The sequence below is a fragment of the Flavobacterium sp. GNP002 genome (assembly GCF_054343795.1).
Window position 1 is genome coordinate 2,352,362 of record NZ_JBTGUW010000001.1, and the last position, 24,585, is coordinate 2,376,946.

Genomic DNA, 24,585 nt, shown 5'->3' on the forward strand with positions numbered 1-24,585 from the left:
CAAAACGAAAGTTTTGGGATTTTTTTTGCAATACATAAATTGCGACTTATAAATTCTGTTAGATTCGAATTTATGAATTTAGAAATTCAATCAAATCTTTATTTAATTTATCTTTTTCAATGTAAAATAACCCGTGAGGAGCTCCCTCATAAACAATAAATTTATTGTCCGGTATTAATTTTGCTGCTATTTCTGAAGTGATTTGCATAGGAACCGTTTTATCTTCATCTCCATGAATAATTAATGTAGGAACATTTACGGAAGCCATTTCATGACGAAAATCGGTTGTAGAAAATGATTTAGCACATTCTAAAGTGGCACGTGGTGATGCAAAAGAACACAGCATTCTGTAATAGTCCAGTAAAGGAGTACTAATAGGTTTGCTGATAAAGCTCACTCCAAAAAATGTTTTTCCAAAATTATCCAGAAAACCAATTCGGTCTTCTTTGATTAGCGTTGCCATACCATCATACTTTTCTTGGGGAACACCATTTGGATTTGAGTCCGTTTGCAGTTGAAATGGTGTAATTGAAGCGATAAGAACCGCTTTTGAAATTCCTTTTCCACCATGACGACTGAAATAACGAACCACTTCTCCGCCACCCATTGAAAATCCAACAAGCGTGGCTTCTTTTAAATCTAATTGCTCAATAATAGCCTTTAAGTCATCTGCTAAAGTGTCATAATCATAGCCATCCCAAGGTTGTGACGATTTACCAAAACCACGACGGTCATAAGCAATTACTCTATAATTATTTTGAACTAAAGTATCAATTTGGTACTCCCACATTTCGTTAGATAGTGGCCATCCATGAATAAGAATTACAGGTTTTCCTTCGCCATAATCTTTAACATATAATTTGACATTTGGTGCAGTTTCAATAAATATGTCTAATCCAGCATTATTTCCCTTTCTCGATTCGCTGCTGTTTTTCTGATTCATTTCCATAATAGTTACTATTTAAAAGATGAATTTAATATTCCTCTTTTGTAAAATTAGGTGCATGAACTGAAAATAGTATTACAGAATTAGTGTAAATACTTGTAAAATTTATAGGTTTGTTATTCAATACTTTATTTAATAAAACTAATTATGGAAAACCTTACCTGGACTGAATTTGAAAGAGTGGAAATGCGTGTAGGAACTATTCTGGAAGTCAATGATTTCCCTGAAGCTAGAAAACCAGCTTATCAATTGACGATTGATTTTGGTTCTGAAATTGGAATTCGAAAAACATCAGCACAAATAACGAAACGTTACCAAAAAGAAGATTTACTCAACCGACAAATGGTTGCCGTAGTCAATTTTCCTAAAAAACAAATCGGAAAATTCATGAGCGAGTGCTTGGTATTGGGAGCAGTAGGAGAGGAAGGCGATGTGATTTTACTGACTCCTGATTTTAAAATAGAAAATGGATTGCGAATTGGGTAAACTAGGAATTCCTTTTATTTAGTAATTGTTGCAAAATGAACTGTCCTTCTTCCCAATATTCTAAATTAGATTCCGAATTGATATGTCCTTTTTGACCTATGTTGATAAAATCACTTCCCCATTTTTTAGCAAGATATTCGGCTCTTTCAATTGAGATGTACGGGTCGTTTTCACTGCTTATGACTATCGAAGGGAAGTTGATTTTCGATTTTGGAATAGGGCCAAAGTTCCAAGTTACTTCGGGAGTATGTTCAGTTGAGTCAACATCGGCAGGAGCAACGAGTAAAGCGCCTATGATATTCTGATTACTATTGGCAGAAGCCCAATGTATAACCATTGAAACCGCTAAACTATGCGCAACTAAAACAGTTGGAGTGTTTAATTTTTGGATTGTTTCATTGAGATTTGTAAGCCAATTTTTAAGTTGAGGTTCCTCCCAATTGTCTTGAATAAGCTTAGTTGAATTTTCAAATTTTCGCAACCAATAACTTTGCCAATGTTTTTCTCCAGAATCTCCAAGTCCTGTTAGGATTAATAATTTTGCTTCCATATTGTAAAAAAATTAGACTATTTTTCTATTGGGAGATTTTCCAGTTGTCCCCATTCTGTCCATGAACCATCGTAGACTGATTTAGGATTTTTACCTATCAATTCATATGCAATTAAATCAATACAGGCTGTAACTCCTGAACCGCAGGTGAATATTAGAGGTTTGTCGGTGATTTTTAAGATTGTGGCTAATTCTTCTTTTGGTAAAAATTTTCCATTTTGTAAAAGTTGTGTGTACGGCATATTTATAGAACCGGGAATATGACCGCTTCGTAATCCAGGTCTGGGCTCATCGCCAATTCCTTTGAATCGGTTTTCTGCACGGGCATCAATCAGAATAGCGTCTTTGGTTTGTATATTCTCTAAAATTTGTTCTTTACTTTTTACTAATTCCGGGTTGAATTCGGCTTTGAAATTCCCCACGGTGTAGATTGGATTTTCCGTTATTTCTTCAATAGGATAGTCTTGTTTTATCCATTCAGGTAATCCACCATCTAAAACAGCAACATTTTGATGTCCCATTATTTTAAACAACCACCAAGCTCTTGGACTCGAATAAATACCCAAGTTGTCATAAACTACAATTGTACTGTCCTTGTTAATCCCTAGTTTTTTAGCTTCTATTTCGAATTGATTGGTACTTGGGAGCGTGTTAGGTAAAGAAGAATTAGTTGTATCGCTGAAGGTGTGTTTTATATCAAAATATCGGGCGCCTTTAATTTGGATATTTTCTAAGTCCGTTTTTAAATTAGATTGATTCTCTTTTAAACTGGCATCGAGGATTATTAAGCTTGGATCTTTAAGATTTGCTTGAAGCCATGCGACACTTACTATTGGTTCTGTCATTGTTTTAGTGTTTCTTTTCATTGGTAATTCTGCGAACTTCGTTAAGTAATAAAGGGAAAGCAGGTGCTGTCATGTTGTGACCAAATCCGTCTAATTCATATAGTTTAGTGTTTTTGTGTCCAGCAATTTTCATCATGCGCATCAAATAAGCATTTTCTTCATAACGGCCTAACATTTCTAATTCACGATCTCCTGTTATTAGTAATAAAGGAGGAGCATCTGCACGAACGTGAAAAAGTGGTGCTAACTCATCTATTACGGGCTGTGTATCTGGGATACCACGTTCTTTTCGAACTAAAAAATGGGTAATCGCCTGTCCGCTAAAAGGAATAAGACCGGCTATTTTATTGGCATCGATTCCTTGAGTGTTCAGCCATTTCTTATCTAAACCCACCATGCTTGCCAGGTATCCGCCTGCGGAATGACCTGACACAAAAATCAAAGATTCATCTCCACCAAATGAAGGGATGTTTTTAAAAACCCAAGCTACAGCGGCTGCTGCATCCTCAATATATTTTGGAGAAATGACTTTTGGGCCCAAACGATAATTGACTGAAATAACTGCAATTCCTTGGTTTTTTAGCTCTTCAGGAAGTTCCTTATTTCCGCCAGTTAATCCACCACCATGAAACCAAATCACGGTTGCAAATCCAGAACTATTTTTTGGGTAATATACATCTAATACACACCTTTCTTTTATGTATGAATCGGATTTAATGATGGCTTCTGTGTAGTAGGGAAGATTGGTTTGTATTACATATTCTAATTTTTGGGCTGAAATATTAGCTCCAAAAAAGAATAACAATACGAAAAGAGAAACGTTTTTCATTTGGCATCATTTATTTTTTAAATGTACCAAAAAAAGTCCAAAAATCAATTGACTTTTGGACTTTTTCCTTTTGTAAGTAGGGAACTAAAAATTAAATATCATCAAATTCAATATCAGTGAACGTTGATGTTTGTGGTATGATTTCGTCATCTGATTTCTCAGATGCATATTCTTTTTTGAAATCTTTTTGGTGTCTTTCTGAGATTACTTCTTCGCCTTTGTGGTTCAAAACATAAGAAGTCATTTCGCCAAGAATTTCTGCAAAAGCAGCAAAATCTTCTTTGTATAAATAGATTTTATGTTTTTTAAAATGGAATGATCCATCTTCTTCAGTAAATTTTTTGCTTTCGGTAATGGTAATGTAATAATCATCTGCTTTTGTCGCTCTCACATCAAAGAAATAAGTTCTTCTTCCAGCTCTTAAAACTTTAGAAAATATCTCTTCTTTTTCTAACATGTCATGTTCTCTCATAATCCTTTCTATCAATTTATGGTTGTTAAGTAGTATCCAAAAATCTAAAAAATATATGTATTATCCAACAATTATAGCATTTCTTTTTCTGAAAGTTGTTTCAAATACAAAGCGGCATAATAGCCTTCTTGATTTATCAATTGATTATGAGAACCTTGTTGTATAATTTCACCCTTTTCTATGATGATAATTCTATCTGCATTTTTAGCAGATGACACACGGTGGCTTACAATTATTGTTGTTTTGTCTTTGCAAATTTCATACAAGTTATTTAATATCGTTTCTTCGGTTTCTGTATCTACTGCCGATAAACAATCGTCAAAAAGTAAAATAGGAGGATTCTTAATAATTGCTCTGGCAATAGAAACTCTTTGTTTTTGACCTCCGGAAAGTGTAATTCCTCTTTCGCCAAGAATCGTTTCGTATTGCTTGTTAAAGCCCATGATGTTATCATGAACAACGGCGCTTTTAGCTGCAGCTTCCACTTCTTGCATGGTCGCATTCTCTTTGCCAAACATAATGTTATTCTTGATGCTGTCTGAAAATAAGAACGCATCTTGCGGAACGATACCAATGCTGTTTCGCAAATCAAAAAGATTAACGTTACTTATTTCGCTTCCGTCAATGGTTATTTTTCCATCGGTTACATCATACATTCTGGAAATTAAGGATAAAATGGTAGATTTTCCAGATCCTGTTTTCCCTAGTATAGCTAATGTTTCTCCTTTTTTTACAGTGAATGAAATATTTTGTAACGCTTTGATATTTGTGTCTTCGTAAGTATAGCTAACATTTTCGAAAGATATAGAACCTTCAATCACTGATTTATTTTCGTTTTTATTTTTTATCTCCGGTTCAATTTTAAGGAATTCGTTGAGTCGTTTTTGAGAAGCTTCGGCCTCTTGAACCATAGACGAAACCCAACCTAAAGAGGCTACCGGCCAAGTCAGCATATTCACATACAAAATAAATTCAGCAATGGTTCCAATGCTTTTGATGGTTCCATCGATGTACATTAAACCTCCAAAATAAATCACCACTAAGTTACTAATTCCTATCAGCGCCAACATTAACGGTCCAAAGAGTGATTGCACTTTAGCCAAATTCAAGCTTTTACTTTTGCTTTCATTGGCCAAACTCACCATGTTATTTTGATGTTGGTCTTCCAATGAATACGCTTTTATCACACGGATTCCCGAAAAGATTTCTTGCGAAAAACTGGAAACTTTAGATAGATATTGTTGGAAAATAGTACTTCTTACATTGATTTCGGAACTCAGCTTAAAAATGGCGTACGATAAAATTGGTAAAGGAAGTAATGTGTATAAAGTCAATATTGGCGATACATTATACATATAGACAATTACTATAGCAAAACGAATTACGGTATTTATGGTATACATCACCGCTGGTCCCACATACATTCTTACTTTTGAAACGTCCTCACTGATTCGGTTCATTAAATCTCCAGTACGATTTTGCTTGTAGAAGTTTTGCGAAAGATTCTCATATTGACGGAATACTTCGTTTTTTAAATCAAATTCTATGTGACGCGACATCACAATTAAGGTTTGTCTCATCAAGAAAGTAAGAAACCCTGCAATAATTGTAGTGGCAATAATCAAAAGGATATTCGAAATTAATTCTTCGTGAATAACTGATTTGGCTACTGTTTTATCTTTGGCGAAAGCCTCAATGACCTTGAATGATTTGCTAATCAACTTAGGAGTGAAAAGCATGAATATTTGTGCAATGATGGTAAAAATAATTCCTAGTAAGAAACTGTATTTGTATTTGACGAAATATTTATTTAAATAACGTAATTCTTTCATTTTTTATGATATTCTATGTTGAAATGATTTTATTTTTTAAAATAATTTTACTTTTTAATAATTTTAGTGATAAGTTATTTATCGAATTAAATTATTGATTTGATAATTTTTAAACAAAAAATTAATACATATTTGTTTTTTGTTTAAATTTGGATTGTCTTTTTGACGAATTCGTAATTTATCACTATAAAAACTTACACTATGAATGCAGCTTTCACAACTGGAAAGGAACTTCAAAAAATGGATCCCGTTTTTGGTCAATTGTCATTTGATGATCACGAACAAATTGTATTTTGCAACGACAAAGATACAGGTTTAAAAGCAATTATTGGTATTCATAATTCGGTTATGGGCCCTGCTTTGGGTGGTACTCGAATGTTTAATTATGCAAACGAATGGGAAGCATTAAACGATGTATTGCGCCTTTCTCGCGGTATGACTTATAAGGCTGCTATCACAGGATTGAATATTGGAGGAGGAAAAGCAGTGATTATTGGAGATGCTAAAACGCAAAAAACGCCTGGTTTGATGCGTAAGTTTGGTGAATTTGTACATTCTTTAAGCGGAAGATACATAACTGCTGAAGATGTAGGAATGGAAACCGCAGATATGGATATCGTTAGAGATGTAACACCTTATGTTACCGGAATTTCTGAATCAAGAGGAGGTTCTGGAAATCCATCACCTGTTACGGCTTACGGAGTGTATTTAGGAATGAAAGCGGCTGCAAAACAACAATTTGGTTCTGATGTTTTGAGTGGTAAGAAAGTATTGGTTCAAGGAATTGGTCACGTAGGTGAAACTTTAGTTGATTATTTGACAAAAGAAGGAGCAATAGTAACAATTTCGGATATCAATGAAGATAGATTGTATGAAGTGGGAGCGAAGTATAATGCAGAAATTTTCAGAGGAGAAGATTTATACAGTGCAGATGTTGATATTTATGCGCCTTGCGCCATGGGAGCAACGCTAAATGACAATACAGTTTATAAAATTAAAGCAAAAGTAATTGCTGGTGCTGCTAATAATCAATTAGCTGATGAGAATGTTCACGGTGCAATTCTACAGGAAAGAGGCATTCTTTATGCTCCGGATTTCTTGATTAATGCAGGTGGAATTATCAATGTATATGCTGAATTAGCGCATTATGACAAAGCGGAAATCATGCGTAAAACAGAAAACATTTATAACACAACATTAGAGATATTTGATTTTGCTATTGCGAACAAGATGACAACGCATCATGCTGCTTTGACTATTGCTCAAAATCGCATCAATCAAAGAAAAATAGAAAACAGCAAAAAGTAAAAAAAAAGTGCTCAGTTATCAGTATTCAGTGAACAAATAATATCCGTTCACTGAATGCTGCTGATTGAAAACTTTAAAATAAGCGATTATATATTTTATTTTAAAAAATGAAATACTTATTTTTGCAGACTAATTAATAAAAGTTCTTACAAGGTGGTAAATAGAAGACACATTCGCGTTAAAGTTATGCAGTCCATTTATGCAATGCATCAAAGCGGTTCAGATAGTTTGGAAAAAGAAGAAAAATTCCTTTTTTACAGTATCGATAATATTCAAGATTTATACCTTATAATGCTTTCTTCCTTGATTGAAATTTGTAAAACAGAGACTGTCTTTTTGCATAAATCAAGTTTGAAACATCTTGCAACTCCTGAGGAACGTAAACCCAACGAAAAGTTCATCAAAAACAAAATTTTTCAAATTCTTGCCGAAAACAATTCATTAAGCATTGCGCTGGAAAACCGTAAAATTAATAATTGGTCTTTAAACGACGATTATATTTTATTGCTTCTGAATGATGTAAAAGCAAGTAAATTGTATGCGGATTACATGAGTAATTCAGTAAATACATTTGAAGAAGACAGAAAATTTATTGTTGATTTATTCATGGATGTAATTGTTCCAAACGAGAAATTATATGAATATTTAGAGGATGATAAGTTAACTTGGGTTGACGATATTCCATTAGTGAATACGCATATTATCAAGCAATTGAAAGCGATTAAATCTGGCGAAGATGATAATTTCAGAGTTCCAAAATTGTATAAAGACAATGAAGACAAGGATTTTGTTAAAGATTTGTTTAGAAAGACAGTTTTAAACGAAACGGAATTAGCCAAAGAATACCTTGATAAAACACCAAACTGGGATACTGAAAGAATTGCCGAAATTGATACGATTATCCTGAAAATGGCAATCTGTGAATTTTTGAAATTCCCATCCATTCCTGTAAAAGTAACTCTTAACGAGTATTTAGAGGTTGCCAAAGAATATTCTACGCCAAAAAGTAGTATTTTTATCAACGGAATTTTAGACAATTTAGTAAAAGAACTGGAAGCTAGTAAAAGAATTATCAAAGCTGGTCGTGGTTTAATGTAATTAATCAATAAAAAAAGAATTTAAATTATGGAACAATTAACTCAATTTGCACCGTTTTTATTAATGTTTGTGGTAATCTATTTCTTCATGATCAGACCACAACAGAAAAGAGCGAAAAATGAAAAAGAATTTGAAAGCAGCTTGAAAGTAGGTGATAAAATCATCACAAAAAGTGGTCTTCACGGAAAAGTTTCTGAGTTAGCTGATACAACAGTAGTTGTTGAAACGATGTCAGGAAAATTGAAAATGGAGCGTTCTGCTATTTCTATGGAAATGAGTGCAGTATTGAACAAAAAATAATTCTCATTTTAATAAATTAAAAAAGTCCCAACCGATTATTCGGATTGGGACTTTTTTTTGACAAAAAATAAAAGTCTTATTTTTTATTCTTTTTATTCTTCTTTGCTTTTTTTGATTTTGCTTTAGCTTTTTTAGCTTTTATCTTTGATTTGACTTTTGCTTTTTTAGCTTTATCTTTTTTGGCTTTTTTAGCCTTTTTAGCTTTTGCTTTTGCTTTTTGCTTTGCTTTCTCTTTTGCGTCGGCTTTTTTAGCCTTTTTCTTGTCTTTATCTTTCATCTTTACTTTCTTTTTAATCTCGTTTTTACTTTTTTTCTGATTTGAAACATCACTATTATCACTATCCTCTAGACTAATAGTCGAAATCTCTATGATTTCCGTTATTTCTTCTTCAATGGCAGGAGCTATAATTTCAACGGGTTCCGCTATAGGTTTAATAACTTTTGTCCTAGGAGCTCTAATAGGCTTATCAATTTCAGGTTTTGCTGGAGATACGGGATCTGTCTCCGCTTCTTTCTTTGGTATCATAATTTATAGTATTAGTTTTTATGCAATTAAACGAATAGTTGTTCTTGTGTTATTAAATAGTTATGTGATTGTAAGTAAATATAGTGATTTAATAGACTTGTCAATGTTAAGTTTTTCAGAATGATTTTTATAATTCATTCTAATTTGTAGCAAATAATGCACAAACAAGTATTTTCTTTTGTATAGGAAAGAGATTGTATGAATGATTATGGGAGAACAATGAGATATTCTAATATGATTTTGAATAAAAAAAGTCCCAACTCTGAGCTTCAGAATTGGGACTTAATTTTATCGGTACTTATCATTTAAACCAATGCTTTCTTTTATCATCGGTTTGATTTTTTCAATCCGGGAAAGTTTGGTCTCTTCCCGCTTAGCAGTTTCAATATACTCTAAGAATTCATATTGTTTGTAAGGAGAGAATTTTAGAAAAGCTTCTGCTAAATTAGTATCTGTATCTAATTCTTTTTGAAAAAGTTCAGAAACGATAGGTTCTTTTTTCTGTGGCTTACTATTCTTTCCTTGTTTCTCATTGGCAATCGCTTCATTAATATACTCTAAAACTGCAGCTTCATTGACTTCTTCTTTCGATGAAAAACGCCATTGTCGCAATGATTTGGTAACGCCTTCCTGTGCATTGACTAACGCCTTTTTTTTATCTTGCAATAAAACTCCGTTGAAAAACCAAATGGCAAAGTAATTTTTGAATCCTCCAATTCCGAGTACGTTTTTACCATTCAAGACATAAACAATACCGCCCCATTTGGTTGTTTCCACGAGTTCTGTTTTGCCAATAATTGATTTTAGAAGTTCTAATTCTTCTGGCCAACTGTTGTTTTTCTCCAGGAATGAGTTGTTTTTGAGGATTCCAATAGATTATTTTTTAGATGAATCTTCTGTAGCTGTTAATTCCGCTATTTTGACAATTACTTCAACTGCTTTTTGCATGCTTTCTACAGGCACATATTCATATTTCCCATGAAAATTGTGTCCACCAGCAAAAATATTTGGGCAAGGCAATCCTTTATAGGATAATTGAGAACCGTCAGTTCCACCACGAATAGGTTTTATAAGCGGTTTAATTCCTATTTCTTTCATCGCTTTTTCAGCAATATCCACAATATGTTTCACAGGCAGAACCTTTTCTTTCATATTGTAATATTGATCTTTAATCTCCGTGATAACAATATCTTCACCAAATTGTTTAGCAAACTTCTTATTGATTTTTCGAGCAATCTTCTCGATTAGTTCTTTGCGCTTTTCAAACTTTTTCTTGTTGTGGTCGCGAATGATTAATTCTAGAACGGTTTCTTCAATACTTCCATTCAAATGATGTACGTGAAAGAATCCTTCATATCCTTTAGTTTCCTCAGGAGTTTCTCCAGCGGGCAGTTCATTAATAAAATCATTGGCAATCAACATAGAATTGATCATTTTTCCTTTGGCATAGCCTGGGTGCACGCTTTTACCTTTGAAAGTGATTTTGGCGCCAGCCGCATTGAAATTTTCATATTCCAATTCGCCTATTTGGCTGCCATCCATTGTATATGCCCAATCCGCTCCAAATTTCTCTACATCAAAATGGTGCGCACCACGACCAATTTCTTCATCTGGTGTAAAACCGATTCTGATTTTTCCGTGTTTGATTTCAGGATTGTTGATAAGGAATTCCATTGCAGTAACAATCTCCGTGATTCCGGCTTTGTCATCGGCACCTAGCAGTGTTGTTCCGTCAGTAGTAATCAAAGTTTGCCCTTTGTAAAGCAATAAATCTTTGAAATAACTTGGAGAAAGAATAATATTTTTATCTGCATTTAATACAATGTCTTTACCATCATAGTTCGATACAATTTGAGGTTTTACATTGGCTCCGGTAAAATCAGGTGAAGTATCAAAGTGAGAAATAAAACCAATTACAGGGACTTCATGAGTTACATTACTTGGCAGAGTTGCCATGATGTATGCTTTCTCATCAATTGTCACGTCTTGCAATCCAATTGCTTTAAGTTCTTCAACCAATTTATTGGCTAAATCCCATTGTTTTGCTGTACTTGGTGTACTTTCTGATTTGTGGTCAGATTCAGTATCAATAGTTACGTAACTGATGAAACGGTCAATTATATGTTGCATTTTAATTTGTTTTAATGCAAATATAAACATTTTTTGAGGAGCATTTTGAAGTTAAGCAGTTACAAAATCTTGCAAATTAAAAATAATAATTGAATTGTTTGAACCTCAATAAACAATACTTTTTTTGTAGTGAAATAATTTTTTTTATATAAAAAAACCACCCGAAGGCGGTTCAATTTAATCTCTCATTTTATGTAGCTTTTCTTCTGCTTTATCTAGATCTCCTTCAAGCTTATTTATTTTTATTTGTCGCTTACTGATTTTGATATTTTCTTTTTCAATTTCAGTAGAAGTAAGCTTTCCTTTTGATTTTTTTTGTTCAAATTTTTCTTTGAGTTTGATTAAATTTCTTTCTTCATTTGAAATTTTTGTTTTTATCTTACTAATTGATTTTTCACTCGAAAGAATTTTGTCTTGTCGTTTGTCAAAAGCTTTTTGTTTTTTTTCAAAAGCTTTTTCCTCTTTTTCTATTTTATTAGCTTCTCTTAGCGCTTTTTTTTCTGATTTTATTTTGTCCTTAAGAACTTTAGCTTCTTTTTTTAATGCCTCTTTTTCTTCATTAGTTGCTAATTTTGCTGCAACTACTGGAGCAATTTTTATGGTGTCTTTAATTGTTGTAGCCGTAGTTATGATAGTTTTTGTGGCTAATTTTATTGTATCAGTTTTTGTGTCTTGCGCAAAGAAAAGTTGAAAACTAGATAGCAATACTACCGTGAAAAGTAATTTTATATTCATGATTATGTGTTTTAAGTTGATAAAAGTTTATGTTTAGCAGTGATTTATTTAAGTACAAGATAAGAAAAATCATTTCTTATTCGATGCTGAGAAATTTTAAATGACAACTTTTAATTTTAAATAATTGATAATTAATTCATTGAAATTTATTGTTGAGGAGGTTTTGTGCTTTATTTAACTACTGTTTATTTCTGTTATTTCTTCTTTGGCTACAGCCAAATCAAATGTGATGAATAATTTTTTTTCGAAATATTTAATTATCGATTAGATAGTTCTATTTTTGCACCAACAACACTACAACCATGTATAAAGTATTCATTCGTCCATTTCTATTTTTGTTTGATCCGGAAAAAGTTCATTATTTTACTTTTTCATTAATTCGATTTTTGTCCAAAATTCCAGGTTTTACTGCCCTTTTTAGATTGCTTTACGAAGTAAAAGATACACGATTAGAGACTGAGGTTTTTGGTTTAAAATTTAGAAATCCTGTTGGACTTGCTGCCGGGTTTGATAAGGACGCTAAGTTATATAAAGAATTATCTAATTTTGGTTTTGGTTTTATCGAAATAGGAACGATAACTCCAAAAGGTCAGGATGGAAATCCTAAAAAACGATTGTTTCGTCTGAAAGAAGACAGCGCAATTATTAATAGAATGGGTTTCAATAACGGCGGAGTTCAAGAAGCGGTAGAACGTTTGAAACAAAATAAAGACGTTCTAATAGGTGGAAACATTGGTAAAAATAAGTTGACACCAAACGAAGAAGCGACTTCAGATTATGAGTTTTGTTTTGATGCTTTGTATGATTATGTTGATTATTTTGTGGTGAATGTAAGTTCTCCAAACACGCCAAATCTTCGAGCGTTACAAGACAAAGAACCGTTGACACAATTGTTACAAACATTACAAAATAAGAATTTGGCAAGGCCAAAGCAAAAGCCTATACTCTTAAAAATCGCTCCTGATTTGACTGATGAGCAATTATTGGATATTATCGATATTATCAGGGAAACTAAAATTGCAGGAGTTATTGCGACTAATACCACGATTTCTCGTGAAGGATTGCAATCTGAAAATAAAACAGAAATAGGTGGATTATCTGGAAAACCATTGACAAAACGTTCTACTGAAGTCATCCGATTTTTATCTGAAAAAAGTAATAAAGCCTTCCCAATTATTGGAGTAGGAGGAATCCATTCTGCAGAAGATGCACTAGAAAAATTAGACGCAGGAGCAAGTTTAATTCAGTTGTACACCGGTTTTATCTATGAAGGTCCGGCTTTGGTGAAAGCCATAAACAAAAAGATTTTAGAAAGATTGTAATACTCCATATTTCACTAAAATCCCTGTCAATAAAGCAATGCCAAAGCTCAATAAGGTTCCAATAAGAACATATTCAGTAAGTTTTCGGTCTTTGGCTTCTTTTAAATCTCCAAATCGGAAAATAGATTTTGCAGCCAATAAAAAACCAATGGCTTCAAAATTGGCACTTACGACAAAATAAAAAACAAATAAACGTTCTAATATTCCAATGTAATTTCCAGCATTCGATAAGGAATCGTCACTTGTTTTGTTTTCAGGAGTCCAAATCGAAATGATATTTTTTATAAGTATCGATGTAGGTTTTGTCAATAAAAGTATTCCAGTTGCAAAGATCCAAAATTGGTTGTCGAATGCTGTAAAATTAATGCTTTCGTTATTGTAAAATAGTGTAATTCCCATGATTACAATAAGATGCAACAGTTGGTCAATTACAAACCAGTTGCGTTTTGTTTTATTTTTTTGAAAATGTAATTTCAAAAAATCAATTCCTCCATGCGTTACCGCCAGCACAACTGCAAACCAAATAAAATCGGTTCCGCCAACTAAAATCCAAGCCAGAATAAAATGAAGGAGTGTATGGATATAAAGATAAATGCTTTTGTGTTTCCTGTTTTCTTTGTCTAAAACCCAAGATGTAGGCTGTAACAAAAAATCACCAAGTAAATGTGCCAATAATAGTTTTACAAAAATAATCATACACTTAGGGTTTTAATTTTTTTTCTGAAATGATTATCTAATTCCAATACCAAATCAAACTGCGCTCGTTTTCGTCTGCGACTTACTGCGGCTTGATTTATGCCAAGTTTAAAACCTATTTCTTCTTGAGAAAGCGATTCGTTTGCTATGGATACCAAAACAAATTCAGCCGATTGTACTAGCCAACTATCCATAAAGGTCAGCCCTAAACGAAGCATTAAATTTATTTCAGTATCTAAATCGCTATTACCGGAATTAATAGCTAAGGTCGTTTTTAGTTTTTTTAAAGTTTCAAAAAGCTCTCCCGAACGAACGAACGCAGTTCCATTACTTTCAGAAATTGTTGCTGCGAAATAGGTTTTATCTCCAAAACCAATACTCATTCTCGCGTCGAGTTTTAGTGTTTTTAGATAAGCCTTAATTTGCAAAGCTGTAAGCAGGGCTTCTTCGGGATTTATAATTTCTATCTGGAATTCGTCTCCTCGATAAATTTCCCATTCACTCGGGTTTTTACCTTTGGTATTCAATAGTTCTTTCAAACCGTCAATCCATATTGTAGAAGGTAGTTTTCTCGAGTTAATAATGTCTCCTGTGATGATACTTATCATAATTCAAATATAATTAAAAAATCAAGTTTAATTTTAAAAGGTTAAAATCAAATTATTACCAAATTACGTAATAATATTTGTTATTACCAAATTACGTAATATTTTAATTTATTACCAAAATAGGTAATAATATCAATTTTAGAAAATTTAAAAATCATAATTTAAAAATCTTAATTGTTTTTCTATCTTTGGCTTTCTATGGAGCCAATAAAAATTATAGAATGTCCACGTGATGCCATGCAAGGCATAAAGCCATTTATTCCTACGGCAAGAAAAGTGACTTATATTCAGTCTTTATTGCGTGTGGGTTTTGATACTATAGATTTTGGTAGCTTTGTTTCGCCAAAAGCGATTCCGCAAATGCAGGATACCGCTGAGGTTCTGGCACAACTTGATTTATCTCAAACCAAAAGCAAATTATTGGCAATTATTGCTAATACTCAAGGAGCAACTCTAGCTTCAAATCATTCTGAAATACAGTATTTAGGATTTCCATTTTCGATTTCTGAGAATTTCCAAATGAGGAATACCCATAAAACGATTGCTGAATCATTAATTACGTTACAAGAAATTCTTGAAATTGCCGATAGTACAAATAAGGAAGTTGTAGCCTATCTTTCGATGGGATTTGGTAATCCTTACGGTGATCCTTGGAGTGTAGAAATTGTAGGCGAATGGACTGAAAAATTAGCATTGATGGGAGTCAAAATCCTATCACTTTCGGATACGGTAGGAAGTTCAACACCAGATGTTATTTCGTATTTGTTTTCGAATTTAATTCCAAAATACCCCAAAATAGAATTTGGCGCGCATCTTCATACAACACCTGATAAATGGTTTGAGAAAATCGATGCAGCTTATAAAGCAGGTTGTCGTCGTTTTGATGGAGCTATTCAAGGTTTTGGCGGATGTCCAATGGCAACAGATGATTTAACGGGTAATATGCCTACAGAGAAACTATTATCTTATTTTACGTCTCAAAAAGAAAAAACAGAGATGAGCCCTATGAGTTTTGAAAGTGCTTACAATGAGGCCTCTAAATTGTTTGGTGAATTTCATTAAAATTAAAAAATGATACTTGTAGTTGAACTCTATATCTTGAAATAATAAGTTTATGAATGATACGTTAGTTATACAGTTCCCCAATTTACTTTTAATAGACTAATTATGATGAAACTACGGACCATCCATAGAATCTTAAGTGTACTAATTCTGATCTTATTTTCGTCTTCATGCGCAAGTGATTTAGATTATAATCAAGTAAATGATATAAAATTAGAACCAGTAATTATATCAAATTTAGCTTATTTTGATGTTCAGGCCAATCAGTTTGTAACTGGAGGAGTAGAACAAAACGTAATTTTTGATGCGCCAACTGTTGATGTTTTCAATGAAAAATTTTTCACGGAAAAGTTAAATAAGGTTGATCTTTTTTTTGAAATTAACAATACTATAAATAGACGCTACAGAATGGATCTAGTATTTCTGGATAGAAATAATCAGCCTGTTCATTCCACATATCTTATTGTACCTGCTTACTCTGGTGCAGAAAATATAGTTACTAAAACCGAAATGTTTCAAAATGCTACTCTGGATTTATTAAAAAGAACATCTAAAATTACATTTACGATTACCATGTTTGCTGGACCGCCATTAAGCGAAAGTAGCGTGGGAAGTTTAAAACTACGTTCAGGAGTAACCGCTTATTTTATAGTAGAATGAGAAAAATATTTTTAATTTTTGTTCTATTTCTAACAATAGGTTCCTTTTCACAAAACAAACAAATTTTATATAATTTCACTTCAGTGCCACAGTCCTTGTTGACAAATCCAGGCTCTGATGTGAAGTACAATTGGTATTTTGGGATTCCTTTATTGTCTGGTATTTCTGCAAATGTTGGTTCGAGTGGATTTTCGGCATATGATTTATTTGCGGATAACGGAGTCGATTTTAATGTAAAATTGCGAAATGTAGTATTATCCACAACACGAAAAGATAGAGTAGCCCTAAACGAACAAATAGAATTATTTAATGGCGGTTTTAAAATAGCTGGAGATCAAGGAGATTCCTATATTTCTTTTGGGATGTACCAAGAATTTGATTTTATTAGCTATGTTCCTAAAGATATTGCAATTTTGGTCTTAGACGGAAATAGAGATTATTTGGGTAAAGTATTCAATTTAGGAGATTTGAATATAAAAGCAGAAGTGCTTTCAGTTTTTCATCTGGGATTTCATAAAAAGGTAAATGAAAAATTAATTCTAGGAGCGCGAGGAAAGATCTATTCCAGTATTTATAATGTCAATTCCACTAATAATTCAGGATATATTTACACCATTCCTTCTACACAAGGGGTTTATGAACAAATGATTTATTCGGATTTGCAATTCAACACATCAGGGATTGCTAAATATGATGATGAAGATTATGACCCAAATGTGATAAAAGATATTACTAAAAGAGCTTTTTTAGGAGGTAATTTAGGTTTGGGATTTGATGCTGGTTTGACTTATTATCCAAAGAAAAATATTCAATTAACAGCAAGTGTTATTGATTTTGGTTTTATAAAACATACTAAAGAAGTAGAAAGTTTGACTTTTAAAGGTAGTTATAAATACGAAGGAGTTATTCCCAAATTCAGTTCTGGAAATTCAGCAGAAAATGGATATCAAGAATTTAAGGATGCTGTTCCTTTGGATACCTTGTATGCCGATTACACTACTTGGCGACCTACAAAATTCAACTCTTCCATTCAATTTTCATTCGAAGAAGAAGTTTCCGAAGATTGTAATTGTCTTAATTATGATCCTGAAACTATTTATAAAAGTGCTGTGGGGGCTCAATTATTTGTAATGTCTACCCCAAGAACGCCTTTAGTTGCTTTTACGACTTATTACAGAAGAAAAATTTTCAATTCGTTGCAAATGAAAGCGACTTATACCATAGATTCCTATTCCTATAAAAATATAGGATTGGGATTGTCCAGTATGTTTGGACCGATTAATTTCTATGTTCTTGCCGATAATCTTCTGGAATATAAGGATGTAACTAAAGCCAATAGCATGTCTTTTCAGCTAGGGCTTAATGTTATTTTTAAAAACAATAAAAAATAAATACTATTCTAAAATTGTACTTTTCTTCGTTTAAATCCTTTGTAAATTTCTATCCAAAGTACCGAGACAAATCCCACTAAAATACTCAGACAAATTTGAAATCCAGTAACTCTTTCGAACTCGAAAAAATGAGCAAATAAAGGAACAAATAATAATAAAACAGTAATTAGAATGGTTGCGCCTATAATCATTGGAACTAAATTATTTTTGTAGCGTAAAGTTGTAAATATAGAATAGTAAAAAGAACGGTTGGTGAGTGTCAAGAAAATATTGGAAGCAATCAAAGTGAGGAATACAACAGTTCTTGTAGCGCTTTCAGAGCAATTCTCAGCCACACAATATTGGTAGACAAATAAAAGTCCTGCAGTAATAGCAAGTCCTTGAATAATACTTATCGTTATTTCTTTGAGTTTAAAAAAAGTCGTGGTAAATGGTCTTGGCTCGAGGAGCATCAAATTGCGTTCCATGGGTTCATTTTCATAAATTATAGAACACGTAGGTCCCATAATTATCTCCAGAAAAATTACATGAACCGGAGAGAAAATATTTGGATAAATCCATCCTAAAGCCAAAGGAATAAACACAATCATGATAATAGGAATGTGAATGGAAATGATATATTGAATCGCTTTTTTTAGATTGTTATATATTTTACGACCCATCGCAATGGCATCAATCATTTTTGAAAAATCATCCTCAATAAGGATAAGATTTGCTGCTTGTTTGGCAATTTCGGTTCCCTTTTTACCCATAGCAATTCCTATTTGTGCTGACTTTAAAGCGGGTCCGTCATTCACCCCATCGCCAGTCATGGCTACAATTTGATTGTTGTCTTTCAACGCTTTTATGATTTTTAGTTTAGCTTCCGGAAACATCCTCGTAAAAATCGCAGTTTCCATTACTTTTTCTTTCAAAGTGGCATCGTCCATTGCCATTAATTCATCTCCGTTGAGTGTTTTTTCTACGTTTCGAAAACCAATTTGTTTAGCGATTGTGGCTGTTGTCGCTGCATTATCACCAGTAACTATTTTTATTTGAATGCCTGCTTTGTAAAATATTTCAAAAACTGATTTTATATTTGCTTTTGGAGGATCATAAAAAGCGACCAGTCCTTTGAAGTCAAAAGCAAATTCTTGTTGCGTTTTAGGATAATTTGTTCCTGAAAATTGAGCAACGCCAACACCCAAAACACGAAATCCTTCCTTAGCCATAGTTGTCATTGCTGTAAGGATTTGTTGAGTTTCTTTTTCGGATAGATTAGAACAGGCAATTAATGCTTCTGGAGCGCCCTTGGCAGCAATAATTCTCGTTCCATTTTGGTTTTCAAAAACATGGGTCATCATGGGCGGTTTTCCGTACAATGGATATTCATGTATTAATTTGAAATTGGGGCGTTCATCTGGAATATCTAATTTTGAATAGGCCTCATGTAAGGCAATTTCCATTGCGTCAAAAGGAATGGGTTCGCTAGCCCACATGGAAAGTGTTACTACTTCCAGTTCATCATTATTAAGGTGTTTCTTTGGATTAGATATTTCATTTGATGAAAAAGTGTACCATTGCGCCAGACTCATTTTGTTTTCGGTGATAGTTCCCGTTTTATCAGTGCAAATTACGGTGGCACTCCCCAGAGTTTCTACTGTTTTCGTTTGTTTGACAATTATTCCCATATTCATTAAGCGCCAAGCACCAAGGGCCATAAAAGTGGTAAAAGCCACTGGGATTTCCTCAGGAATGATACTCATTGCCAAGGTTAAGGCTTTTAGTAAGCTGTCAAGAACGTCTTTAGAATTATAGTAATTAATAATCCAAACCACACCAAAAATTGCCAGTCCTACAAAAGACATCTTTTTTACAAAGTTTCCTATTTGTATTTGCAAAGGCGTTTTTTCTTCGATAATTGTTTCTAAACTTTTTCCTATTTTGCCTAATTGAGTTTGGTTGCCAATAGCGGTAACTTCACAAATAGCTAAACCGCTGGTGACAATTGTTCCAAGATATACTTGATTGTTTTCGGACGTTTCATTTTTAAATACAGCCAGTGACTCACCAGTAAGAACAGATTCATTTATTGAAAAATCATTAGATCGGATAATGACACCATCTGCAGGGATAAAAGTTCCTTCTTCCGTTTGGATAAAATCACCCAAGACAATTTCCTCGCTCGGAATTTCTATAATTTCGCTATTGCGAATGACTTTACTTTTGGGTTGGGATAGTTTTTTTAAAGCTTCGATTGCGTTTCGGCTTTTTGATTCCTGATAAAGTGATATCGTAGAAACTAATATAATAGCGACCGCCATAAAAATTCCGTTACCAAAATCGCCAGTAATAAAATAAATACTGGTAGCCGTCAAAAGCAACAAAAACATAGGTTCTTTAACCATTTCGATTAGAGAAGTAAAGAAATTATTGTTGTCCTGATGTACTATGGAATTTACTCCATTTTTTGTTCTTGATTGCAAGACTTCATCATTTGAAAGCCCTTTTATTTGTTGTTGTGGTTCTGTCATATCAAAAAATAAATGAATCAAATTTTACAGATTATAAAAACGGAAGAAGTTGGATTAGAGAAAACTCTATAATGCAATTTAATCATTTATTATAAAATTTACTCGTTTTTTTGCATAAGATTGTCTATATTTGCACGCAATTAAACTCCAACTACAATTGCAATGATCGCACACAACTCTAAGATTATCGGTGAAGGATTAACTTACGATGATGTTCTATTAGTTCCTAACTACTCAAATGTGCTTCCTCGCGAAGTGAGTATTCAATCAAAATTTTCAAGAAATATAACGCTTAACGTTCCAATTGTATCTGCAGCTATGGATACTGTTACCGAAAGTGCAATGGCAATTGCTATGGCGCAAGAAGGTGGAATTGGTGTTTTGCATAAAAATATGACTATCGAGCAACAAGCTGCGAAAGTTAGAAAAGTAAAACGTGCGGAGTCTGGAATGATTATCGATCCAGTTACTTTGCCTTTGACTTCTACTGTTGCAGATGCTAAAAGTGCAATGAAAGAATTTGGTATTGGAGGTATTCCAATTGTAGACGAAAACCAAATATTAAAAGGAATCGTTACCAATAGAGATTTGCGTTTCGAAAAAAATAGTTCAAGACCTATTGTTGAGATAATGACCAGTGAAAATTTAGTAACTGTTGCTGAAGGGACTTCTCTGGAACAAGCAGAAGTCGTTTTGCAAGGTCATAAAATTGAAAAATTACCGGTTGTAAATGCAGCTTATAAATTAGTGGGTTTAATTACGTTTAGAGACATTACTAAATTGACTCAAAAACCAAATGCAAACAAAGACAAATACGGACGTTTACGTGTTGCTGCTGCATTAGGTGTTACTGCAGATGCTGTTGAAAGAGCTACTGCTTTAGTTAATGCCGGAGTAGACGCAGTTATAATTGATACCGCTCACGGACATACAAAAGGAGTGGTAGATGTACTAAAATTAGTGAAAGCTAAATTCCCTGACTTAGATGTTATTGTTGGTAATATTGCCACCGCTGAAGCAGCCAAATATCTTGTTGAAAATGGTGCTGATGGGGTAAAAGTAGGAATAGGACCAGGTTCTATTTGTACAACTCGTATTGTTGCCGGTGTTGGTTTTCCTCAGTTTTCCGCTGTTCTTGAAGTGGCTGCCGCTATCAAAGGAACTGGAGTTCCAGTAATTGCAGATGGTGGAATTCGTTATACAGGAGATATCCCTAAAGCGATTGCTGCAGGTGCGGATTGTGTAATGTTAGGTTCATTATTAGCCGGTACTATGGAATCTCCTGGTGAAACTATTATTTTCGAAGGAAGAAAATTCAAATCATACCGTGGAATGGGATCTGTTGAAGCGATGCAAGAAGGTTCAAAAGATCGTTATTTCCAGGATGTGGAAGATGATGTAAAAAAACTGGTTCCGGAAGGGATTGTAGGTCGTGTTCCTTACAAAGGAGAATTGAACGAAAGTATGCAACAATTCATTGGTGGTCTTCGTGCAGGAATGGGGTATTGTGGTTCAAAAGATATTCCAACATTACAGGAAACAGGGCGTTTTGTTCGTATTACTGCTAGCGGAATCAACGAAAGTCATCCACATAATGTGACCATTACAAAAGAAGCTCCAAATTATTCAAGATAATTTTATAGTTTTAATATTATAAAAAAAAAGCATAATTAATTCCGTTTTAGGGTTTTAATTATGCTTTTTTTATTGCTATAAATTTTAGTCTTGCAATTCTGATGAGTCAGACAAGTCAGCCAAATTATTTTTCAAGTGTTGACTGTCCCAACTGTGATTGGTAGCAGCAACTTGGGAATATATATCACTCTTTAATAATTGTTCCTGTAATTCAATTTCCTCCTTAATGGTAATCAAATAGGCCATTTTATCATGGCGTTTTTCGGCCAGTTTACGTGTGGTAATTTCATCGTATTTTATAAATTGTTGACCTTGTCTGGTAGCTGTATATTTCCTATGTCCTAATTCGACTAATGCATCAACACCCATATTGACTGCGCTATATAAAGTTTCCCTGTAAATATGTTGCACTTTATGATCGATTAATTCGTAGGCATCATTTCGATTTCGGGCACGAGTTAAGATTTTTAAATTTGGAAAATGTTTCTTTAAGGTTTCAATTACTTGAAGATTTACGGTTGGATTATCGATGGCAGCAATGAAGACTTTTGCATTTTCACAACCGGCAGCTTTCAATAGCTCCAATCGGGTTGCATCTCCATAATAGACTTTAAACCCCATCTTTCGTAATAAATCGATTCGGTCTGAATCATAATCCAGAATTGTTGATTTAATTTGGTTTGCTCTTAATAAACGCCCAACGGTACTTCCAAAATGTCCAAAACCAGCTATAATAACGGGATTGTCTTCGTCAATATAATCATTATCTTTTTTTACTTCTTTTTCCTGAGTTCGGGTGTTTGGATAAATTATTCGTTCATTTATTAGCAACAGGAAAGGAGTTGCAACCATACTCATGGCTATAACTGCCATTATTTGATTGGCTAAAACATTAGGTACAATATTCAATTGCATGCAAAAACTCATGATTACAAAACCAAATTCTCCCGCTTGACTTAAGCCAAAAGCAAACAGTAGATTTTGATCTAATTTCTTTTTATAAAATCGACTAGTCATAAACAATACCACAAACTTCACTAATGTTAGAATCGCCCCAAAAGCAAAAATAAATAATGGATTATCAATAATTAATTGAAAGTTTATTGAGGCTCCAACACCCAAAAAGAATAAGCCTAAAAGCAATCCCTTAAAAGGTGCAATATCGCCTTCTAATTCATGACGGAATTCTGAGTTGGCTAATACGACACCGGCCATAAAAGCACCAAGCGCTGGACTTAATCCAATTAATTGCATCATGTATGAAACACCCACCACAAGTAATAAGGCTGAAGCAGTGAATAATTCTTGTAACCGGGTTTTTGCGATTATATGCAATAAAGGAACAAACAAAAAGCGGCCTGCAAAATAGATTGTTGAAATAATCCCGATTACAATTACCGTTTGTAACCAGCTCGCATAACCTGTAATTAATGACTGTGGCGCATCATTTGTTGCCTCAAGATTTACTGTTGACAAAAGAGGTAAAAAGGCTAAAATTGGGATTACAGCAATATCTTGAAAAAGTAAAACTGCAAATGAGGAACTTCCCACGGAAGTATTTGATAATCCTTTTTCTTTTAAGGTTTGCAATACAATAGCTGTAGAAGATAAAGCTAGTGCTAGCGAAATCGCTAATGTAGTTTCCCATTTCCAGTCCATAAAAAAAAGACATCCAAGAAATAGTATTATTGTGGTTCCAATTAATTGCATGGAACCCATTCCAAGAATGAATTTCCGCATTTTCCAAAACTTACTCGGTTCTAATTCAAGACCAATTAAAAAAAGCATCATTACCACACCAAATTCGGCAAAATGCATTATATCCTGACCTTCCTGACCTATAAACCCAAGAACAAAAGGACCTATGATTATTCCGGCTAATAAATAGCCTAAAATAGAACTCAAGCCTAATTTTTTAGCAATTGGCACACAAATTACGGCAGCTGTTAAATAAATGATTGCCTGAAGTAAAAAATTAGTATCCATGTTATGTCAGTATTGTTGCAAACCATTCATTCAAATAATGGTGTTGCAAAATTTCATCCGAATCTATATCATGATTCTCTAAATAATCTAGAAAATAGCCATAAATTAAACCATTTTTTTCATAATCTTCATTGGTCATATTATGTGTTCCATGTACTACAAAAGGAGGTAAGTAAATCATATTACACACTTTTGCAGTTTGATTAAACGGTTCCAATAATTCAAGAATACTATAACGATCACTTCCCGTTTCACAATAATTTTCCTTGTCTCCACCAGTTGTAATTACCTGAAAAATAATTTTATCCTGTAATGCTTTACCCTTTTTTCCATAAGCCCAGTTATGCTCCAGTACCATATCAATCCATTGCTTCATCAATGGCGGGCAACTATACCAGTACATAGGATGGTGCCAAATAATAATTTCATGCTTACTTAATAAATCTTGTTCGTATTTTACATCAATATCAAAATCTGGATATTGCTCATATAAATCATGAAAAGTAATGTTTTCAGAATCGGGAATATTCTGCACCAAAGCTTTATTCGCATGAGATTTCTCGAATAGCGGATGTGAAAACAAGATTAAGATTTTATTTTTTGGCATAAATTTTTTGTGACAATTTAAAAGGGTTATCGTGTTGATTTACAATGT

At 33.4% G+C, this 24,585-nt stretch carries 24 protein-coding genes; 9 read left to right on the forward strand and 15 right to left on the reverse strand.

All coding sequences use genetic code 11. The features are described 5' to 3' along the window. Positions 1–70: 70 nt before the first annotated feature. Positions 71–949: an alpha/beta fold hydrolase gene (locus ACXX80_RS10330; RefSeq protein ID WP_458553113.1), complete on the reverse strand. Its 879-nt coding sequence runs from the start codon at positions 947–949 to the stop codon at positions 71–73. Between the two features lie 144 nt (positions 950–1,093). Here ACXX80_RS10330 and ACXX80_RS10335 point away from each other — a divergent pair, with 144 nt between their 5' ends. Further along, on the forward strand, positions 1,094–1,432 hold the full coding sequence (locus tag ACXX80_RS10335) for a tRNA-binding protein (protein ID WP_417963870.1): 339 nt from the start codon (positions 1,094–1,096) through the stop codon (positions 1,430–1,432). A 1-nt stretch (position 1,433) separates the two neighbouring features. Here ACXX80_RS10335 and ACXX80_RS10340 read toward each other — a convergent pair whose 3' ends face one another. The 5 genes from ACXX80_RS10340 to ACXX80_RS10360 all read right to left on the reverse strand — a co-directional run bounded on the left by ACXX80_RS10340 (position 1,434) and on the right by ACXX80_RS10360 (position 5,960). Then, a complete protein-coding gene (locus ACXX80_RS10340) occupies positions 1,434–1,982 on the reverse strand; it encodes an RBBP9/YdeN family alpha/beta hydrolase (RefSeq protein WP_458553114.1) in 549 nt (182 codons plus the stop codon). Positions 1,983–1,999: 17 nt separating this feature from the next. Beyond that, entirely contained in the window at positions 2,000–2,827 is an 828-nt protein-coding gene (locus ACXX80_RS10345; protein WP_458553115.1) for a sulfurtransferase, read from the reverse strand. Positions 2,828–2,831: 4 nt separating this feature from the next. Further along, positions 2,832–3,656: an alpha/beta hydrolase gene (locus ACXX80_RS10350; protein WP_458553116.1), complete on the reverse strand. Its 825-nt coding sequence runs from the start codon at positions 3,654–3,656 to the stop codon at positions 2,832–2,834. 91 nt (positions 3,657–3,747) lie between these two features. After that, positions 3,748–4,128 (reverse strand): PUR family DNA/RNA-binding protein, encoded by a 381-nt coding sequence (locus ACXX80_RS10355; protein ID WP_099715976.1) that lies wholly within the window; start codon positions 4,126–4,128, stop codon positions 3,748–3,750. A gap of 71 nt (positions 4,129–4,199) precedes the next feature. After that, the gene (locus ACXX80_RS10360) at positions 4,200–5,960 is read right to left on the reverse strand and encodes an ABC transporter ATP-binding protein (RefSeq protein WP_458553117.1); all 1,761 of its coding nucleotides are present in this window, start codon (positions 5,958–5,960) and stop codon (positions 4,200–4,202) included. Between the two features lie 201 nt (positions 5,961–6,161). Between ACXX80_RS10360 and ACXX80_RS10365 the strand changes: the two genes are divergently transcribed. From ACXX80_RS10365 to yajC, 3 genes are all read left to right on the forward strand, one after another. Then, a complete protein-coding gene (locus tag ACXX80_RS10365) occupies positions 6,162–7,268 on the forward strand; it encodes a Glu/Leu/Phe/Val family dehydrogenase (RefSeq protein ID WP_458553118.1) in 1,107 nt (368 codons plus the stop codon). A gap of 186 nt (positions 7,269–7,454) precedes the next feature. After that, positions 7,455–8,366 (forward strand): transcription antitermination factor NusB, encoded by a 912-nt coding sequence (gene nusB / locus ACXX80_RS10370; protein WP_458554094.1) that lies wholly within the window; start codon positions 7,455–7,457, stop codon positions 8,364–8,366. Between the two features lie 27 nt (positions 8,367–8,393). Then, the gene (yajC, locus tag ACXX80_RS10375; protein ID WP_099715973.1) at positions 8,394–8,666 is read left to right on the forward strand and encodes a preprotein translocase subunit YajC; all 273 of its coding nucleotides are present in this window, start codon (positions 8,394–8,396) and stop codon (positions 8,664–8,666) included. Between the two features lie 76 nt (positions 8,667–8,742). Here the strand turns inward: yajC and ACXX80_RS10380 are convergent, their stop codons facing one another. From ACXX80_RS10380 to ACXX80_RS10395, 4 genes are all read right to left on the reverse strand, one after another. Then, positions 8,743–9,192 carry a hypothetical protein gene (locus tag ACXX80_RS10380; protein ID WP_458553119.1) on the reverse strand — a complete coding sequence of 150 codons (450 nt, stop codon included), beginning with the start codon at positions 9,190–9,192 and terminating at the stop codon, positions 8,743–8,745. Positions 9,193–9,480: 288 nt separating this feature from the next. Next, positions 9,481–10,065, reverse strand: a complete 585-nt coding sequence (locus ACXX80_RS10385; protein ID WP_458554095.1) for a YdeI/OmpD-associated family protein — start codon at positions 10,063–10,065, stop codon at positions 9,481–9,483. 3 nt (positions 10,066–10,068) lie between these two features. Further along, positions 10,069–11,322 (reverse strand): peptidase T, encoded by a 1,254-nt coding sequence (pepT, locus tag ACXX80_RS10390; RefSeq protein ID WP_417952349.1) that lies wholly within the window; start codon positions 11,320–11,322, stop codon positions 10,069–10,071. A gap of 177 nt (positions 11,323–11,499) precedes the next feature. Next, complete coding sequence (locus ACXX80_RS10395) at positions 11,500–12,057, reverse strand: hypothetical protein (RefSeq protein WP_458553120.1); 558 nt, start codon at positions 12,055–12,057, stop codon at positions 11,500–11,502. Positions 12,058–12,359: 302 nt separating this feature from the next. Between ACXX80_RS10395 and ACXX80_RS10400 the strand changes: the two genes are divergently transcribed. Beyond that, a complete protein-coding gene (locus ACXX80_RS10400) occupies positions 12,360–13,379 on the forward strand; it encodes a quinone-dependent dihydroorotate dehydrogenase (RefSeq protein WP_458553121.1) in 1,020 nt (339 codons plus the stop codon). Here ACXX80_RS10400 and ACXX80_RS10405 read toward each other — a convergent pair. Next, the gene (locus ACXX80_RS10405) at positions 13,365–14,075 is read right to left on the reverse strand and encodes a DUF3307 domain-containing protein (protein WP_458553122.1); all 711 of its coding nucleotides are present in this window, start codon (positions 14,073–14,075) and stop codon (positions 13,365–13,367) included. The genes ACXX80_RS10400 and ACXX80_RS10405 overlap by 15 nt on opposite strands. Beyond that, positions 14,072–14,683 (reverse strand): hypothetical protein, encoded by a 612-nt coding sequence (locus ACXX80_RS10410; RefSeq protein WP_458553123.1) that lies wholly within the window; start codon positions 14,681–14,683, stop codon positions 14,072–14,074. Before ACXX80_RS10410 ends, ACXX80_RS10405 begins: the two co-directional genes overlap by 4 nt. Positions 14,684–14,881: 198 nt before the next feature. On the opposite strand from ACXX80_RS10410, the gene ACXX80_RS10415 reads away from it, so the two are divergent. The 3 genes from ACXX80_RS10415 to ACXX80_RS10425 all read left to right on the forward strand — a co-directional run bounded on the left by ACXX80_RS10415 (position 14,882) and on the right by ACXX80_RS10425 (position 17,796). Next, a complete protein-coding gene (locus tag ACXX80_RS10415) occupies positions 14,882–15,745 on the forward strand; it encodes a hydroxymethylglutaryl-CoA lyase (protein WP_458553124.1) in 864 nt (287 codons plus the stop codon). Between the two features lie 105 nt (positions 15,746–15,850). Continuing rightward, the gene (locus tag ACXX80_RS10420; RefSeq protein ID WP_458553125.1) at positions 15,851–16,405 is read left to right on the forward strand and encodes a hypothetical protein; all 555 of its coding nucleotides are present in this window, start codon (positions 15,851–15,853) and stop codon (positions 16,403–16,405) included. Further along, positions 16,402–17,796: a DUF5723 family protein gene (locus ACXX80_RS10425; protein WP_458553126.1), complete on the forward strand. Its 1,395-nt coding sequence runs from the start codon at positions 16,402–16,404 to the stop codon at positions 17,794–17,796. The genes ACXX80_RS10420 and ACXX80_RS10425 overlap by 4 nt, the downstream gene beginning before the upstream one ends. An 8-nt stretch (positions 17,797–17,804) precedes the next feature. Here ACXX80_RS10425 and ACXX80_RS10430 read toward each other — a convergent pair whose 3' ends face one another. After that, positions 17,805–20,309 (reverse strand): cation-translocating P-type ATPase, encoded by a 2,505-nt coding sequence (locus tag ACXX80_RS10430; RefSeq protein WP_458553127.1) that lies wholly within the window; start codon positions 20,307–20,309, stop codon positions 17,805–17,807. 162 nt (positions 20,310–20,471) lie between these two features. Between ACXX80_RS10430 and guaB the strand changes: the two genes are divergently transcribed. After that, a complete protein-coding gene (guaB, locus tag ACXX80_RS10435) occupies positions 20,472–21,944 on the forward strand; it encodes an IMP dehydrogenase (protein ID WP_315210183.1) in 1,473 nt (490 codons plus the stop codon). A gap of 84 nt (positions 21,945–22,028) precedes the next feature. Here guaB and ACXX80_RS10440 read toward each other — a convergent pair whose 3' ends face one another. Continuing rightward, positions 22,029–23,930 carry a monovalent cation:proton antiporter-2 (CPA2) family protein gene (locus ACXX80_RS10440; RefSeq protein ID WP_458553128.1) on the reverse strand — a complete coding sequence of 634 codons (1,902 nt, stop codon included), beginning with the start codon at positions 23,928–23,930 and terminating at the stop codon, positions 22,029–22,031. A 1-nt stretch (position 23,931) separates the two neighbouring features. After that, complete coding sequence (locus tag ACXX80_RS10445) at positions 23,932–24,537, reverse strand: NAD(P)H-dependent oxidoreductase (protein ID WP_458553129.1); 606 nt, start codon at positions 24,535–24,537, stop codon at positions 23,932–23,934. Between the last annotated feature and the right edge of the window lie 48 nt (positions 24,538–24,585).

Coding starts and splice junctions, on each gene's coding strand:
- ACXX80_RS10330 (WP_458553113.1), bottom strand. CDS start 949: ATGGAAATGAATCAGAAAAACAGCAGCGAATCGAGAAAGGGAAATAAT.
- ACXX80_RS10335 (WP_417963870.1), top strand. CDS start 1,094: ATGGAAAACCTTACCTGGACTGAATTTGAAAGAGTGGAAATGCGTGTA.
- ACXX80_RS10340 (WP_458553114.1), bottom strand. CDS start 1,982: ATGGAAGCAAAATTATTAATCCTAACAGGACTTGGAGATTCTGGAGAA.
- ACXX80_RS10345 (WP_458553115.1), bottom strand. CDS start 2,827: ATGACAGAACCAATAGTAAGTGTCGCATGGCTTCAAGCAAATCTTAAA.
- ACXX80_RS10350 (WP_458553116.1), bottom strand. CDS start 3,656: ATGAAAAACGTTTCTCTTTTCGTATTGTTATTCTTTTTTGGAGCTAAT.
- ACXX80_RS10355 (WP_099715976.1), bottom strand. CDS start 4,128: ATGAGAGAACATGACATGTTAGAAAAAGAAGAGATATTTTCTAAAGTT.
- ACXX80_RS10360 (WP_458553117.1), bottom strand. CDS start 5,960: ATGAAAGAATTACGTTATTTAAATAAATATTTCGTCAAATACAAATAC.
- ACXX80_RS10365 (WP_458553118.1), top strand. CDS start 6,162: ATGAATGCAGCTTTCACAACTGGAAAGGAACTTCAAAAAATGGATCCC.
- nusB (WP_458554094.1), top strand. CDS start 7,455: ATGCAGTCCATTTATGCAATGCATCAAAGCGGTTCAGATAGTTTGGAA.
- yajC (WP_099715973.1), top strand. CDS start 8,394: ATGGAACAATTAACTCAATTTGCACCGTTTTTATTAATGTTTGTGGTA.
- ACXX80_RS10380 (WP_458553119.1), bottom strand. CDS start 9,192: ATGATACCAAAGAAAGAAGCGGAGACAGATCCCGTATCTCCAGCAAAA.
- pepT (WP_417952349.1), bottom strand. CDS start 11,322: ATGCAACATATAATTGACCGTTTCATCAGTTACGTAACTATTGATACT.
- ACXX80_RS10395 (WP_458553120.1), bottom strand. CDS start 12,057: ATGAATATAAAATTACTTTTCACGGTAGTATTGCTATCTAGTTTTCAA.
- ACXX80_RS10400 (WP_458553121.1), top strand. CDS start 12,360: ATGTATAAAGTATTCATTCGTCCATTTCTATTTTTGTTTGATCCGGAA.
- ACXX80_RS10405 (WP_458553122.1), bottom strand. CDS start 14,075: ATGATTATTTTTGTAAAACTATTATTGGCACATTTACTTGGTGATTTT.
- ACXX80_RS10410 (WP_458553123.1), bottom strand. CDS start 14,683: ATGATAAGTATCATCACAGGAGACATTATTAACTCGAGAAAACTACCT.
- ACXX80_RS10415 (WP_458553124.1), top strand. CDS start 14,882: ATGGAGCCAATAAAAATTATAGAATGTCCACGTGATGCCATGCAAGGC.
- ACXX80_RS10420 (WP_458553125.1), top strand. CDS start 15,851: ATGATGAAACTACGGACCATCCATAGAATCTTAAGTGTACTAATTCTG.
- ACXX80_RS10425 (WP_458553126.1), top strand. CDS start 16,402: ATGAGAAAAATATTTTTAATTTTTGTTCTATTTCTAACAATAGGTTCC.
- ACXX80_RS10430 (WP_458553127.1), bottom strand. CDS start 20,309: ATGACAGAACCACAACAACAAATAAAAGGGCTTTCAAATGATGAAGTC.
- guaB (WP_315210183.1), top strand. CDS start 20,472: ATGATCGCACACAACTCTAAGATTATCGGTGAAGGATTAACTTACGAT.
- ACXX80_RS10440 (WP_458553128.1), bottom strand. CDS start 23,930: ATGGATACTAATTTTTTACTTCAGGCAATCATTTATTTAACAGCTGCC.
- ACXX80_RS10445 (WP_458553129.1), bottom strand. CDS start 24,537: ATGCCAAAAAATAAAATCTTAATCTTGTTTTCACATCCGCTATTCGAG.